Origin of the sequence: Conexibacter woesei DSM 14684 (assembly GCF_000025265.1) — a bacterium.
Taxonomy (GTDB): domain Bacteria; phylum Actinomycetota; class Thermoleophilia; order Solirubrobacterales; family Solirubrobacteraceae; genus Conexibacter; species Conexibacter woesei.
This window is the reverse complement of record NC_013739.1, coordinates 289851-303119: the sequence shown is the minus strand read 5'-3', so window position 1 is coordinate 303119 and position 13269 is coordinate 289851. Positions and strand designations below refer to the sequence as shown.

15 protein-coding genes are annotated in these 13269 nt (G+C 73.8%); 5 read left to right on the top strand and 10 right to left on the bottom strand.

The window, feature by feature from the left end; all coding sequences use genetic code 11:
• Positions 1-36 precede the first annotated feature (36 nt).
• From CWOE_RS01485 to CWOE_RS01460, 6 genes are all read right to left on the bottom strand, one after another.
• Positions 37-720 (bottom strand): response regulator transcription factor, encoded by a 684-nt coding sequence (locus tag CWOE_RS01485; RefSeq protein WP_012931784.1) that lies wholly within the window; start codon positions 718-720, stop codon positions 37-39.
• A 59-nt stretch (positions 721-779) separates the two neighbouring features.
• Positions 780-1244 carry a hypothetical protein gene (locus CWOE_RS01480; RefSeq protein ID WP_012931783.1) on the bottom strand — a complete coding sequence of 155 codons (465 nt, stop codon included), beginning with the start codon at positions 1242-1244 and terminating at the stop codon, positions 780-782.
• An 87-nt stretch (positions 1245-1331) separates the two neighbouring features.
• Positions 1332-2012 carry a response regulator transcription factor gene (locus tag CWOE_RS01475; RefSeq protein ID WP_012931782.1) on the bottom strand — a complete coding sequence of 227 codons (681 nt, stop codon included), beginning with the start codon at positions 2010-2012 and terminating at the stop codon, positions 1332-1334.
• Position 2013: 1 nt separating this feature from the next.
• Entirely contained in the window at positions 2014-3375 is a 1362-nt protein-coding gene (locus CWOE_RS01470) for a sensor histidine kinase (RefSeq protein WP_012931781.1), read from the bottom strand.
• 28 nt (positions 3376-3403) lie between these two features.
• Positions 3404-3847: a PepSY domain-containing protein gene (locus CWOE_RS01465; protein ID WP_012931780.1), complete on the bottom strand. Its 444-nt coding sequence runs from the start codon at positions 3845-3847 to the stop codon at positions 3404-3406.
• A gap of 58 nt (positions 3848-3905) precedes the next feature.
• Positions 3906-4577, bottom strand: coding sequence for an FMN-dependent NADH-azoreductase (locus CWOE_RS01460; RefSeq protein ID WP_012931779.1), 672 nt, complete (start codon positions 4575-4577; stop codon positions 3906-3908).
• 79 nt (positions 4578-4656) lie between these two features.
• On the opposite strand from CWOE_RS01460, the gene CWOE_RS01455 reads away from it, so the two are divergent.
• The 3 genes from CWOE_RS01455 to CWOE_RS01445 all read left to right on the top strand — a co-directional run bounded on the left by CWOE_RS01455 (position 4657) and on the right by CWOE_RS01445 (position 7390).
• Positions 4657-5133: a MarR family winged helix-turn-helix transcriptional regulator gene (locus CWOE_RS01455; protein WP_012931778.1), complete on the top strand. Its 477-nt coding sequence runs from the start codon at positions 4657-4659 to the stop codon at positions 5131-5133.
• Positions 5134-5175: 42 nt separating this feature from the next.
• On the top strand, positions 5176-6297 hold the full coding sequence (locus CWOE_RS01450; RefSeq protein WP_012931777.1) for a CapA family protein: 1122 nt from the start codon (positions 5176-5178) through the stop codon (positions 6295-6297).
• 136 nt (positions 6298-6433) lie between these two features.
• Positions 6434-7390: an IS481 family transposase gene (locus CWOE_RS01445; protein WP_012931776.1), complete on the top strand. Its 957-nt coding sequence runs from the start codon at positions 6434-6436 to the stop codon at positions 7388-7390.
• Here CWOE_RS01445 and CWOE_RS01440 read toward each other — a convergent pair.
• Positions 7387-8514: a winged helix DNA-binding domain-containing protein gene (locus CWOE_RS01440; RefSeq protein WP_012931775.1), complete on the bottom strand. Its 1128-nt coding sequence runs from the start codon at positions 8512-8514 to the stop codon at positions 7387-7389. The genes CWOE_RS01445 and CWOE_RS01440 overlap by 4 nt on opposite strands.
• A gap of 12 nt (positions 8515-8526) precedes the next feature.
• Positions 8527-9681: an epoxide hydrolase family protein gene (locus CWOE_RS01435; protein WP_012931774.1), complete on the bottom strand. Its 1155-nt coding sequence runs from the start codon at positions 9679-9681 to the stop codon at positions 8527-8529.
• A 62-nt stretch (positions 9682-9743) separates the two neighbouring features.
• Between CWOE_RS01435 and CWOE_RS01430 the strand changes: the two genes are divergently transcribed.
• The gene (locus CWOE_RS01430; protein WP_012931773.1) at positions 9744-10742 is read left to right on the top strand and encodes a helix-turn-helix transcriptional regulator; all 999 of its coding nucleotides are present in this window, start codon (positions 9744-9746) and stop codon (positions 10740-10742) included.
• On the opposite strand, the gene CWOE_RS01425 is transcribed toward CWOE_RS01430, so the two are convergent.
• Positions 10678-11136: a group II truncated hemoglobin gene (locus tag CWOE_RS01425; protein WP_012931772.1), complete on the bottom strand. Its 459-nt coding sequence runs from the start codon at positions 11134-11136 to the stop codon at positions 10678-10680. The two genes, CWOE_RS01430 and CWOE_RS01425, sit on opposite strands and share 65 nt — an antisense overlap.
• A gap of 105 nt (positions 11137-11241) precedes the next feature.
• Here CWOE_RS01425 and CWOE_RS01420 point away from each other — a divergent pair, with 105 nt between their 5' ends.
• Positions 11242-12126, top strand: a complete 885-nt coding sequence (locus CWOE_RS01420) for a hypothetical protein (protein WP_012931771.1) — start codon at positions 11242-11244, stop codon at positions 12124-12126.
• Here CWOE_RS01420 and CWOE_RS01415 read toward each other — a convergent pair.
• Complete coding sequence (locus tag CWOE_RS01415) at positions 12123-13067, bottom strand: sterol desaturase family protein (protein WP_012931770.1); 945 nt, start codon at positions 13065-13067, stop codon at positions 12123-12125. The genes CWOE_RS01420 and CWOE_RS01415 overlap by 4 nt on opposite strands.
• Between the last annotated feature and the right edge of the window lie 202 nt (positions 13068-13269).

Genomic DNA, 13269 nt, shown 5'->3' with positions numbered 1-13269 from the left:
GCTCGCCCACGGTCGCGATGCGCGCCGTGACGACGCTCACAGCGGCCCGAAGCGGTACCCGAACCCGCGCACCGTCTGGATGTAGCGCGGGTCGGCCGGCTCCGACTCGATCTTCGCGCGCAGCCGCCGCACGCACGCGTCGACGAGGCGCGAGTCGCCGAGGTAGTCGTGCCCCCAGACGGACTCCAACAGCTGCTGCCGGCTCAGCACCAGACCGGGCACGTCGGACAGCTCCAGCAGCAGGCGCAGCTCGGTCGCCGTCAGGGCGACCGGCTCGCCGGCGCAGCTGACGACGAGCGCGCGGCGGTCGATCGCGAGGTCGCCGAACGCCGCTGGGTGCGACGACGCGCTGCTCGCTGGCGTCGCCCGCCGCAGCACGGCGCGGATGCGCGCTTCGAGCACGCGCGCGTGGACGGGCTTGACGACGTAGTCGTCGGCGCCGGCCTCCAGCCCGCTGACGACGTCGAGGTCCGCGTCGCGGGCGGTGAGCATGATCACGGGCACCGCGTTCCCAGTCCGGATCCGGCGGCAGACCTCGAAGCCGTCGAGGTCGGGCAGCATCAGGTCGAGCACGACGACGTCGGGCTCCGCCACCTGCAGCGCGCGCAGGCCGTCGCCGCCGGTCGCGGCCTCGGCGACATCGTGACCGAGCCGGCGCAGCCCGAGGCGGAGGCCGCCCCGGACCGCGTCGTCGTCCTCGATCAGCAGCACGTGCGCCATCGGCACCTCATGAGAGCAGACCCGGAGGCGCGGCCGTCCGACGGCTGCGGCGTGTTCTCCTACCGCTCGCGCTTCGCCGCCGGCGCGGGGGCGGGCGTGACGACCGGGGCGGCGGCGCGCGGCGGGCCTGGCGCGGACGTGGGCGCGGGCTCGGGAGCAGGGGCGGGCTCGGAGGCGGGGCGGCGTGCGGGCTCGGGAGCAGGCGCGGGCTCGGTAACGGAGGCGCGCTCCGCCGCGGGAGCGGGCGTGACGACGGGGGCGGCGGCGCGCGGCGGCGCGGAAGCGGGGGCCGGCTCGGCGGCGGGAGCGCGCTTCGCGGCGGGGGCCGGCTCCGCGGCGGGAGCGCGTTCGGCGGCGGGGGCGGGCGTGACGACCGGGGCGGGGGCGCTGCTCGGAGCGGCCTCGACCGGCGGCGCGGACTGGGGCCCGGGGTCGCCGGCCGCGGCCGCGATCGCCACGGGGGGCACGGCGACGGCTGCGAGCAGTGCTCCGCCGATCGCCAGTCGCTTGGTGATCTGCTTCATCGGTGCGGACTCCTTCAGTCGGGTGTCCGCGACGGTACGAGCGCGATGTGACCGCGCCTGCGCGGTCGTGTGACGATCGCGTAACGGTCAGCGGCCACCGTCGGCGCGCAGCCGGTAGCCGACGCCGCGCAGCGTCTCGATCGCCTCGGCGCCGAACGGCCGGTCGACTCTCTCGCGCAGATAGCGCACGTAGACGTCGACCACGTTCGAGCGGTTCTCGTAGTCGCGGCCCCAGGCGAGGTCGAGCAGCACGTGGCGCTCGAGCACCTCGCCGGGCCGCCGCATGAACGCCTCCAGCAGCGCGTACTCGCGCGCCGACAGCTCGATCTCGACCTCGCCGCGCGCGACGCGGCGCGTCGCGGGGTCGAGCGTGAGGTCGCCGGCCGCGAGCACCGCCGGCCGCTGCACTGGGCCGCGCCGCGCCAGCGCCCGCAGCCGCGCCGACAGCTCCGCGAGCGAGAACGGCTTCGTGACGTAGTCGTCGGCGCCCGTGTCGAGCCCGGCGACGCGGTCCTCGACCGCGTCGCGCGCGGTCAGCATCAGCACCGGCGCCCAGACGCCGTCGGCGCGCAGCCGCCGGCACGTCTCGAAGCCGTCGATCCCCGGCAGCATCACGTCGAGCACGATCGCGTCGTACGCGGAGGAGCCGGCCATCCAGAGCGCGTCCTCGCCGCGCTCCGCGACGTCGCAGACGAGCCCGTCCTCGGTCAGCCCGCGGCGGATCGCGGCGCGCAGCTTCGGCTCGTCCTCGATGACCAGGACGCGCATCTCAGCTCCCGCCCGCCGTGCCCGCGTCCGGCAGCTCGATCCAGAGGGAGCCGCCGTCGGCGCCGGCCCGGCCTCCGTGCGCCGTCGCGATCGCCGCGACGATCGCGAGCCCGAGCCCGGCACCGCCGCGCCCACGCGCCTCGTCGCCGCGCGTGAAGCGCTCGAAGGCCGTCGCGGCGAGCGCGGGCGGCAGCCCCGGGCCGTCGTCGCGGACGGCGAGGCGAACAGCTTCGGGGCCGCTCCGCCGCGCACTCAGGCGGACCGCGCCGGAACCGTGGCGGAGCGCGTTGTCGACGAGGTTGCCGAGCGCCTGCTCGACCCGCAGCGGGTCGGCGGAGACCGTCAGCGCCGCGTCCGGCTCGACCTCCAGCGGCCGCTGCTCGTGCGCGGCGCGGACGGCGAAGCGCTCCCGGACCGCCCCCAGCAGCGCGTCCGCGTCGACCGGCTCGGGGCGCACCGGCAGCCGGCCGCGATCGGCGCGGGCGAGCACGAGCAGGTCCTCCGCGAGGCGACCGAGGCGGTCGGTCTCCTCCGCCGCGGAGGCGACGGTCTCGCGCAGCTCGCCGGGCGTGCGGCCGGGCCGCGCCGCCAGCTCCAGCTCGGCCTTCAGGATCGACAGCGGCGTGCGCAGCTCGTGGCTCGCATCGGCGACGAAGCGCCGCTCGCGGTCGAGCGCGCCGTGCAGCCGGTCGAGCATCGCGTTGAGCGTCTCGCCGAGCCGGCGGATCTCGTCGCGCGCCGGCGGGATCGGCAGCCGGGCGGCCGGATCCTCCTCCGAGACGGCGGCCGCACGGGCGCGCATCCGCTCGACCGGGCGCAGCGCCGCGGCGACCGCGACGTAGGCGATCGCCGACGCCAGCGCGAGCGCGGCGAGCCCGGCCACCAGCAGCGTCGTCCGCAGCGACGCGAGCTGGTCGTCGAGGTCGTCGAGCGAGCGGCCGGCGACGACCACGTGGCCGCTGCCGTCCTCCCGCGCGAACAGGCGCACCGCGTCGCCGTCGAGGGTCACCTCGCGGCGCAGCTCCTCGCTCGCGTCGTCGGCGCTTGCGTCGTCGTCATCCTCGTCGTCGTCGCCGAGCAGCTGCCGCACCTCGGTGCGGTCGAGCAACGGGCGCGCGCCCGCCTCCTCGGAGGTCGCGAGCACGCGCCCGTCGGCGGCGAGCAGCTGCACCGGCTCGTCGTCCTCGGCGCGCACCGAGGCGGCGTCGGCGCCGGCGACCTGCGAGCGCAGGTCGGCATCGAGCGCGCGCGAGCGCTCGGAGGCCACCCGCCGGTCGACGAAGACGCCGGTCGCGACGAGCACCAGCGCCATCACGAGGACGAACGCGCCGGTGACGCGCAGCCGGATCGGAACGCGGCTCACGCGAACAGGCTAGGCCGCGGCGCGGGCGTCAGTCGTCGTCGCGGTCGTCGCCGTGGTCGTCGCGGTCGTCGCGGTCGTCGTCCCGATCGTAGCGGTCGTCGTCGTCCCGATCGCTGCCGCGGTCGTCGTCGCCGTCGCCGCGGTCGCGCCGATCGACCTCCGGCTGGCCGACGAGCTTGAACGCCTCGTCGAGCCGCACGTCGACCGAGCTGCCGTCCGGCTTGGCGATCTCGACCTCGTAGGTCGCGCCGCGCTCGTCGTCGCGCTCGAAGTCGGTGACCGTGCCGCCGCGGGTGACCTTCAGCGCGGCGTCCTTCGCCTTCGTCGCTGTCGCCGCAGGGACGGGCGCGCCGTCGTTGCCGTCACGGCCATCGTCGCCGCCACCGCTGACGGCCAGCGCGACGCCGGTGCCGCCGGCTGCCAGGGCGACCGCCGCGCCGACGCCGATCAGTGTCTTGCGGGGGATTCTCATGGCTGCTCCTCGGGTTGGTGGAAGAGGACGCCACGGGTTCTACGGAGGCCGGATGAGATCACGATGAGGCGGCCTGGACGCGCTCCGCCGCCCACAGCTGCTCGATCTCGGTGCGCGCTGCGGCGAGGCTCTCGGCCGCGAGGCCGCGCAGCTCCGCCATCGCGGGATTGACGTCCGCCAGCGTCAGCTCGGCGGCGACGAAGCGCGGTTCGAGGCCCGTCAGGCTGAGGCCGTGCGGCAACCACTGGCCGGCGTGGTCCCAGCCCTCCTTCGGCGTGCCGGGTCCGTAGCCGCCGCCGCGCGCGGCGAGGACGATCAGGTCGGTGCCGCCGAGCAGCCCTTCGCCGCTGACGCCGTCGACCGAGAGGCCGGGGAAGACGAGGTGGTCGACCCACGCCTTCACCGTGCTCGGCGCGCCGAAGTTGTAGATCGGCAGGCCGAGCAGGACGACGTCGGCGGCCTTGACCTCGCCGGCGAGGCGCTCGGAGAGCGCGAAGGCGGCCGCCTGCTCGGACGTGTGCTGCTCCGGCGGCACGAAGCGCGCCTGCGCGGCGTGCTCGTCGATGTGCGGCAGCGGCTCGGCGGCGAGATCGCGGTAGACGACGGTGCCGTCGGGATGCGCGTCGCGCCAGCGCGCGGCGGCTTGGGCGCTGAGCGCGCGGCTGACCGAGCGGTCGCCCTGGATGCTCGAGTCGATGTGCAGCAGATGGGGCCGTTCCGGCGTGGTCATGCGGTCCTCCGCAAATCGTTTGTAAGACACAAACCATTTGCAGAGTAGTACATATTTGGCCCGACGTACACTTGATGCGATGGCCGACCACTCGTCCACTGCTCTGCTCGACCACCTCGGCCGCCTCTCGCGCAGCCGCGCCGAGGCGGCGCTCGCGCCGCTCGGCATGCGCTCGCGGCACCTCGTCGCGCTGACGCTGCTGCGCGAGCACGGCCCCGGCACGCAGCAGGCGCTCGCCGCCTCGCTGTCGATCGATCGCACGAACCTCGTCGGGCTGCTGAACGAGCTGGAGGCGGGCGGCCACGTCACGCGGCACCGCTCGCCCGAGGACCGCCGCCGGCACATCGTCGCGCTGACGCCCGCGGGCGAGCAGGTCCTGCAGGACGCCGAGCAGCGTGTCGCGGACGCCGAGGAGGAGCTGCTGCAGCGGCTCAGCGCCGAGGAGCGCGAGACGCTCTACGCGCTGCTCGCCCGCGCCACCAACGGCCATGCGATCGACTGCGTCGGCGAGGCCGGCCTGCGCGATCCCCAGCCGCAGCTGGACGCGGCACCGTAGACCGAGGCAAGAGACGAGCGGGGGACGTCGAACTGGGGGACGGTGTCCTCCCCCGCGTCGTCATCGCCGCGGCTGCGCGCCGCGCAGATCGCGATCGTCACCGTGCTCGTCCTGTTCCTCGTCGTGCGACTCGCCGACAGCGGTGACGGCGACGGCGGATCCGGCACCGCCGCGGCAGCCGAGGCCGACCCGCTCGGCAGCGGCCGGGCCGTGACGCTCGCGTTCGGCGGCGACGTGCACTTCGAGGACGGGCTGCGCGGCCGTCTCGCCGCCGACCCCGCACGCGCGCTCGATCCGCTGCCGCGGCTTCTGAAGGGCGCCGACCTCTCGATCGTCAACCTCGAGACGGCGGTCACGCGCGACGGCGACTGTCCCGACAGACAGCCGAAGCAGTTCGCGTTCGCGGCGCCTGAGAGCGCGTTCGCCGCACTCAGATCCGCGGGCGTGACGGTCGCCAGCGGTGCCAACAACCACGGGATGGACTGCGGCCGCGCGGGGCTGGAGCAGACGCTCGCGGCGGCTCGCGGCGCCGGCGTCCCGCTGATCGGCGTCGGCGTCCACGAGGAGGCGGCGTTCAAGCCGTTCGTGGTCGAGAAGCACGGCCAGCGGATCGCGATCGTCGCCGCGTCGCAGGTGCTCGACGACGAGCTCGCCGCCGCCTGGATGGCGGTCGACGCCGAGCCGGGGATGGCGACCGCGCGCGACCTCGGCGCGCTCGTGAGAGCGGTTCGCGAGGCGCGCGCGACCGCCGACACCGTCGTCGTCTTCCTGCACTGGGGCACCGAGCTGCAGCAGTGTCCGAACCCGCGCCAGCCACCGCTCGCGAGACTGCTCGCGGCGGCCGGCGCGGACGTCATCGCCGGCTCCCACGCGCACGTGCCGCTCGGCGCCGGCTACAGCGGCCGCACGCTCGTCGCGTACGGGCTCGGCAACCTCGCCTTCTACGCGAGAGGGCCGCCGAGAACGTCGAGCGGCGTGCTGACCGTGACGATCACCGGCCGCCGCGTCGACCGCTACGCCTGGCGCCCGGCCGTGATCGAGGACGGCGCGCCGATCCCGCTGCGCGGCGCTGCACGCGACGCTGCCAAGGCGGAGTGGCGGGCGCTGCGCGGCTGCACCGGGCTGGCGGCGAGGCCGAGCGGCGGGTATCTGACCGCGCAGTAGGCAGGCGGCCACCGGGCGAGCGTCGGCTGCAGCGCAGCACGTCGCCGCTAGGTGTAGTTCCTGAGGAGGTTGTTCATCCGGGCCTCCTTGGAGGCTGACAGGTGCTCAAGCCAGTCAGTCCCAAGGAGGACACCGGATGAAGTTGCACGCTAACGCGCCTCTCGGCCCGAAGGGCCGTGAGCGGATGGTGCTTCGGGTGGTCGAGCAGGGGTGGTCGATCGCGGAGGCCGCGCAAGCGGCCGGAGTGAGCGACCGCACCTGCTCGAAGTGGATCGGCCGCTACCGGGCCGAGGGCTCGATGGGGTTGGTCGACCGGGCCTCGACCCCGAAGCGCAGCCCGACGCGCACGCCCGAGGACCGGGTCCAGTTGATCGCTGCGTTGCGCCGGTTGCGGATGACCGCTGCCGAGATCGCCCTCTGCCTGGGAATGGCGCTTTCGACCGTCTCAGCGGTCCTGCGGCGGATCAATCTCGGCAAGCGCTCTCGGCTGGACCCGCCCGAGCCACCCAACCGCTACGAGCGAGCCCGACCGGGCGAGCTGTTGCACATCGACGTCAAGAAGCTCGGCCGCATCCATGGCGGCGCCGGGCACCGCGTCACCGGCCGCAAGAGCGGGATGCATCGCGCGCGAGGGGCGGGCTGGGACTACGTTCACGTCTGCGTCGACGACGCGACTCGCCTGGCCTACGTCGAGGTCTTGCCCGACGAAAGAGGAACGACGGTCGCTGGGTTCTTGCGCCGCGCGATCCGCCACTATCGCCGCCACGGAATCACCGTCGAGCGCGTGATGACCGACAACGGCTCGGGCTACCGATCAACGCTGCACGCGATCGCTTGCCGTCTTCAAGGCGTCCGACACCTCCGCACCCGGCCCTACCGGCCCCGCACCAACGGAAAAGCTGAGCGGTTCATCCGCACGATGATCGAGGGCTGGGCCTACGGCGCGATCTACGCCTCAAGCGCAGAACGCACCGCAGCCCTTGACGGCTGGCTCTTCACCTACAACCATCGCCGCCCACACGGCTCCCTCAGCCACAAGCCCCCGGCAGCCCGCCTCCGCGAGCTGAACAACCTCCCTAGCTCTTACAGCTAGGCGGCGTCGCGCACCAGCTCGACGCGGCGCCGCCGCGCGGCCGGGTGCAGCAGCGCGAGCAGGCGCTCGGCCTCCTGCTCGAAGTCCGGCGGCAGCGAGCCGCTGCCGCCGATCAGCGAACGGGCCTCGAGGACCGCCTCGCCGTCTTCCTCGCGGTCCCGCCACGTCCCCGCGACCTGGCCGTCGACGAGGAACGTCGGCGCGACCTCGCCGTTTCTGGCGGCGTACACCTGCTGCGCGAAGCCGGGCGGCACGATCCGCGTGCGGTCGCGGTGGGAGATGATCGCCGCGTCCCACTTCGCGAGAAAGCGGACCGGCGTCGCGACGTCCTCGCGCGGCAGCGGCGCGCGCGGCAGGTCGAGCAGCTCACGCCCGCGCGCGTCGGTGAGCCGCCGCAGCGGCTCCAGTGCGGACAGCGCGGGATCGAGCTGGTGGAAGCGCAGCCACGTGAACGCGGCGAGATCCTCGCGCGTCGACGGGCCGAACGCCGCGAGGTAGTCGCGCACCAGCGCGACCGTCCCGGCAGCCGGATCCTCCGGCACCGCCGCGCGCCCACGCCCCGACGTCTCCCAGCGCACGAGCGAGAACTTGCCGTGCTGACGCCAGAGGCCCGACGGCGGCACGTGCACGAGCGGCAGCGAGCCGCGCGCGAAGTCGAGGCCCTCGCTCCCGTCCGACAGCCGCCCGTCCGTCAGCTCGCGTACCAGCGCGCGGATCTCGTCGGTCGTGCGCGGCTCGCGCAGGAAGTCCGCGAGCGCCGCGACGAGCGCCGGCGCGCCGCCGTCGAGCGCCCGTTCTCTCGGCGCCAGCATCCGACGTGCCTGGAAGCGCCACGCCGACGCGTACGCCGGGTAAGCGGCCGCGTGCACGAGGTGGAGCGTGCCGCGCATCAGCGTCGACTTGACGACCGTGCCGCGGCGCAGCGCGCGCTCCAGGTCGGCGATCGCGAACCCCTCGACGCGCGCGTGCAGCGCGATGTACGGCGACGGCGAGTACTGCGCCTGCAGCGCGACGAGGCGGCGCACCGCCTCCGCGGCCGGCAGCCGCCGCCGCTCCAGCAGCAGCTGCCGGGCGAGCAGTGACAGCGTCAGCTCCCGGTCGGTGATCGTCCGCACGCGTGGCATCGTCGCTGAGTCCTACCGCAATCCGCCGTAGAACTCGCGCAGGTCGGCGACGAGCAGCTCCGGCGCGTCGATCGCGGCGAAGTGGCTGCCGTACTCCATCCGCTTCCAGTGGACGATGTTCGTGTTCGCCCGCTCGGCGAACGCGCGCACCGACTGGAAGTCCCACGGGAAGACGGCGACGCCAGTCGGGGTCGGGTTGTTCGCGTCCCAGTCCTCGCCGCTGTGCGCGTCCTCGTAGTAGATCCGCGCGGCCGAGGCGACGGTCCGCGTGACCCAGTAGATCGTCACGTCGGTCAGCAGCGCGTCCTTGTCGAGCTGGTCGAGCGGCGTCTCACCCCAGTTCGTCGGCAGCTCCAGCAGCCAGGCGAGCGTGCCGGCCGGCGAGTCGTTGAGCGCGGTGCCGATCGTGTTCGGACGGCTCGACGACATCGCGTGGTAGCCGGCCTTGGCCATGAAGTCCTCGCCGATTCTCTCGCCCGCTCTGTCGTGCTCGTCGAGCTTCTCCAGCTCTGCCGGGTCGCCGGACGGGAACGCGAAGATCTGCATCACGTGCGTGCCGATCAGGCCCTCCGGCGCGAGGCGCCCGAGCGCGAGCCCGACGAGCGAGCCGAGGTCGCCGCCCTGCGCGCCGTAGCGCGCGTAGCCGAGCCGCTTCATCAGCGTGTCCCAGGCGCGCGCGATCCGCGGGTAGTTCCACCCCTTCGAGCGCGTCGGACCGGAGAAGGCGTAGCCGGGCGGCGACGGGATCACGACGTGGAAGGCGTCCTTCGCCTCGCCCCCGTGCGCGACCGGATCGGTCAGCGGGCCGACCAGCGCCAGCAGCTCGGTGAACGTCTTCGGCCAGCCGTGCGTCATCACGAGCGGCAGCGCGTCCGCATGCGGCGAGCGGATGTGGAGGAAGTGGATCTGCTCGCCGTCGATCTCGGTCACGAAATGCGGCAGCTCGTTCAGCTTCGCCTCCTGCGCGCGCCAGTCGAAGCTGTCCTGCCAGTGGTCGGCGAGCGCGCGGACGGTCGCCAGCGGCATCCCGTAGTCGGTGCCCGCACCGGGCAGCTCGTCGACCCAGCGGGTGCGGGCGAGACGATCGCGCAGGTCGTCCAGATCGGCCTGCGGCACGTCGATCGTGAAGGGGCGGACGGCGGTGGAAGCGGCGGTGGAGTTCGTCATGGGAGGTATCCTCCAACGGCTTTAGGACCATTTCGGTCCTCTATTGCGAAGATCCTCGGCAGATGCTCGAAACGTCCGGACGACTGCTCCGCCTCCTCTCGCTGCTGCAGACGCGGCGCGAGTGGTCGGGCACCGACCTCGCCGAGCGGCTCGACGTGACGACTCGCACCGTCCGGCGCGACGTCGACAAGCTGCGCGAGCTGGGCTACCCGGTCGACGCGACGCGCGGCGTCGCGGGCGGCTACCGGCTCGGCGCGGGCGCCGAGCTGCCGCCGCTGCTGCTCGACGACGAGGAGGCGATCGCCGTCGCGGTCGGCCTGCGGACCGCGACGAACGGCACCGTCGCCGGAATCGAGGAGAGCTCCGTGCGCGCGCTCGCGAAGCTGGAGCAGGTGCTGCCGAACCGCCTGCGGCGGCGCGTCGCCGCGCTCGGCGCGTTCACCGCCGCGCTGCCGAACCCGGGCGCCGCGGTCGATCACGAGCTGCTCAGCCTGATCGCGAGCGCGGCGCGCGACGGCGAGCGACTGCGCTTCGCCTACCGGCGCTACGACGGGACGAGCGCACGGCGGCTGGTCGAGCCGAGCCGGCTCGTCCACGCCGACCGCCGCTGGTACCTCGTCGCCTGGGACGTCGAGCGCGACGACTGGCGCACCTTCCGCGTCGACCGGATCGACGGGACGCCGATGCGCGACCGTCGCTTCGAGCCGCGCGAGCCGCCGGAGGAGGACGTCGCGGCGTACGTCGAGCGCAACGTCGTGCGCGCCCGCGGGCGCAAGGAGGGGCGCGTGCTGCTGCACATCCCGCGCGAGGAGGCCGCGCGCCAGGTGCCGCAGCTGACCGCCGCGCTGACCGCGGTCGACGACGACACCTGCCTGCTGACCACGGCGGACGACTGGTGGGGCGGCCTCGCGGTCTACGTCGCGTCGATGCGCTGCGAGTTCGAGGTGCTCGACCCGCCGGAGTTCGTCGCCGAGGTCGAGCGGCTGGCCGAGGCGTTCACGCGCGCGGCGGCGGCCCCGCGGGACCCCAGTCCCAGACGGGGACCGGATCGTCGCTCGTGACGTCGGCCCCGGGCTGAGAGACGTCGAGCGCGATCGCGGTGCCCCACTCGAGGTACTCGCGCAGGCGCTCGCGGAAGCGCGGCTCGGCCGGCAGGCCAGCCGCATCGCACGATTCGAGGAAGACCGCGACGAAGCGCGCCCGCTGCGGCTCGGCAATCGAGCGGTTGGCGTGGTGGCGCAGCAGCGCCTCGTGGCCGCCGTGGCGCTCGGTGTAGAGCTTGGGGCCGCCGAAGACCTCGGTCAGCCAGTCGGCGAGGTGTCCTGCGTGCGTCGCGGAACCCTGGGTCCCGAACACCTGCGACAGGACTGGGTCGGTCAGGCAGCGGCCGTAGTGGATCTCGGCGAGTCGCACGATCGCGTCCCGGCCGCCGGCGTAGTCGTACAACGTCGTCATCGCTGCTCCCCGCGTGCGATCTGTCTCGATAGTACGTTGACTATCGTAGCCCGCGTGTCCGAAAGCTTCAAGACGGGACGTCCGTCAGCGGGGAGGATCGGCTCCATGATCGACCTCGCGAACGCAGAGACCTTCATGGCCACCCATGCGCGCCTGCTCGACCGGCGCCGCCTCGCCGTCCTGCTCGGACAGGAGGAGCCGGCCGGGCTGCTGGCCGCGCTGTCGGCCTACCGCAACCCCGACGGCGGCTTCGGCTGGGCGCTCGAAGCCGACCTGCGCAGCCCGAGCAGCCAGCCGGCGGGCGCGCTGCATGCGTTCGAGGTGCTGGAGGAGGCCGCGCCGGCGACGAGCCCGATGGGCGCGGCGCTGTGCGACTGGCTGGCGACCGCGACGCTGCCTGGCGGCGGTCTGCCGTTCTCGGTCGCGGGCGCCGCCGGACCCGGCACCGCGCGCTGGTGGGCCGGCGCCGACCCCGGCGTCCCGTCGCTCCACATCACGGCCGCGGTCGCCGGCCACGCGCTCCGCGCCGCCGCGCACGATCCCACCGTCGCCGCCCACCCGTGGCTCGCGCAGGTGACCGACTGGACGCTGGAGCGGATCGCCGCGCAGGAGCAGCCCGGTCACGCCTACGAGCTGAAGTACACGCTCCAGTTCCTCGACGCGGCGCTCGGCGCGCGGCCGGAGGCCGAGGGGCTGATGGAGCGCACGGCGGCGTTCGTCCCGGCGTCCGGCGAGCTGGCGGTTGCAGGTGGCGTCGAGGGCGAGAAGCTGCGCTCGCTCGAGATCGCCCCGCTGCCCGACCGCCCGCTGCGGCGGCTGATGCCGGCCGCGGCGATCGCCCGTCAGCTCGACGAGCTGGAGGCGCGGCAGCAGCCCGACGGCGGCTGGACCGTCGACTTCCCCTCCTCGTCGGTTGCCGCCGCGCTGGAGTGGCGCGGCGTCGCGACGGTGCTCGCGCTCATCACCCTCCGAGCAAACCAGCGCGCCTAGCGGGTGAGGGCGTCGTCCTGGATTGGTGTCGCAGGAGGACAGCGATCCAGGACGGCCCGCTCCTGCTCGGTGCTCAGCTCACGCGACGCGGGTCTCCAGCCGGGGCCGCGGAAGGCGTAGCCGAGCCGCGCGCGCCAGCTCGTCGCGGTGCGCACGTCGTGCCAGATCGCGGCGTACTCGTGGAACGCGACGCGCACCGGGTTGAACGTGTCGATGTTTCTCGTCAGCCCGTAGCGGACGCGTTCGCGTTCGGGCTCGAAGGTGCCGAACAGCCGGTCCCAGACGATCAGGATCCCGCCGTAGTTGCGGTCGAGGTACTGCTGCTGGGAGCCGTGGTGGACGCGATGATGGCTCGGCGTGTTGAAGATCCACTCGATCGGGCGCGGCAGCGTCCGGATCGTCTCGGTGTGGAGGCCGAACTGGCAGAGCAGGCTCCACGACTGCGCGAGGAAGATCGTCCACGGCGCGAATCCGGCGAGCGGCATCCAGAGCCAGAAGATGCCGGTCGAGAACGGCGTCCAGTCCTGCCGCAGCGCCGTCGAGAGGTTGTACCGCTCAGAGCTGTGGTGGACGACGTGCTGTGCCCAGAAGAGGCGGATCCGGTGGTGGGCGCGATGGTGGAGGTAGAAGGCGACGTCGTCGGCGAAGAAGAGCAGCACCCAGCCCCACCACGCATCGGTCGGCACGCGCAGCGGAGAGAGGCTGTAGAGCGCGGCGAAGACCGCGAGCACGACGATCTTCCAGGCGCCGAGCACGACGAGGTGGCCGGCGCCCATCGCGAGGCTCGTGCGCGTGTCGCGCCGCTCGTAGCCGAGCATCCCACCGCCGCCCCCGCCGGCGCCACCCGCTCGGTCCTCGCGCGCGTGGTGCGCGAGCACGAACGCCTCCAATGCGATCGACAGCAGGAAGAACGGAATTGCAGCGAGGAAGACTTCGAGCACGGCGCAGACCTCCGGCGGCGCGCGCTCCCCAGCGCGCTGGTTGGACCAGTTCCGCAACTGGTTATACCAGTGTGCCGGAAGCACGCGCAAGCGCCCACCCGCGCCAGTGTGTGGTGGGTTTTGGGTCTCAGGGACCCAAAGCTCGCCACACATCGGAGCGGCCGGGCGGAGCGCGGAGCGCCGCGCTCGGGCCGAGGCGGCC

Bases quoted from the DNA above. Each gene is read 5' to 3' on its own strand.
- CWOE_RS01455 (WP_012931778.1), top strand. From the start codon at position 4,657: ATGGCCGACCACTCGTCCACTGCTCTGCTCGACCACCTCGGCCGCCTC.
- CWOE_RS01480 (WP_012931783.1), bottom strand. From the start codon at position 1,244: ATGAAGCAGATCACCAAGCGACTGGCGATCGGCGGAGCACTGCTCGCA.
- CWOE_RS01425 (WP_012931772.1), bottom strand. From the start codon at position 11,136: ATGACGACGTTGTACGACTACGCCGGCGGCCGGGACGCGATCGTGCGA.
- CWOE_RS01475 (WP_012931782.1), bottom strand. From the start codon at position 2,012: ATGCGCGTCCTGGTCATCGAGGACGAGCCGAAGCTGCGCGCCGCGATC.
- CWOE_RS01435 (WP_012931774.1), bottom strand. From the start codon at position 9,681: ATGACGAACTCCACCGCCGCTTCCACCGCCGTCCGCCCCTTCACGATC.
- CWOE_RS01440 (WP_012931775.1), bottom strand. From the start codon at position 8,514: ATGCCACGCGTGCGGACGATCACCGACCGGGAGCTGACGCTGTCACTG.
- CWOE_RS01485 (WP_012931784.1), bottom strand. From the start codon at position 720: ATGGCGCACGTGCTGCTGATCGAGGACGACGACGCGGTCCGGGGCGGC.
- CWOE_RS01465 (WP_012931780.1), bottom strand. From the start codon at position 3,847: ATGAGAATCCCCCGCAAGACACTGATCGGCGTCGGCGCGGCGGTCGCC.
- CWOE_RS01430 (WP_012931773.1), top strand. From the start codon at position 9,744: ATGCTCGAAACGTCCGGACGACTGCTCCGCCTCCTCTCGCTGCTGCAG.
- CWOE_RS01420 (WP_012931771.1), top strand. From the start codon at position 11,242: ATGATCGACCTCGCGAACGCAGAGACCTTCATGGCCACCCATGCGCGC.
- CWOE_RS01445 (WP_012931776.1), top strand. From the start codon at position 6,434: ATGAAGTTGCACGCTAACGCGCCTCTCGGCCCGAAGGGCCGTGAGCGG.
- CWOE_RS01460 (WP_012931779.1), bottom strand. From the start codon at position 4,577: ATGACCACGCCGGAACGGCCCCATCTGCTGCACATCGACTCGAGCATC.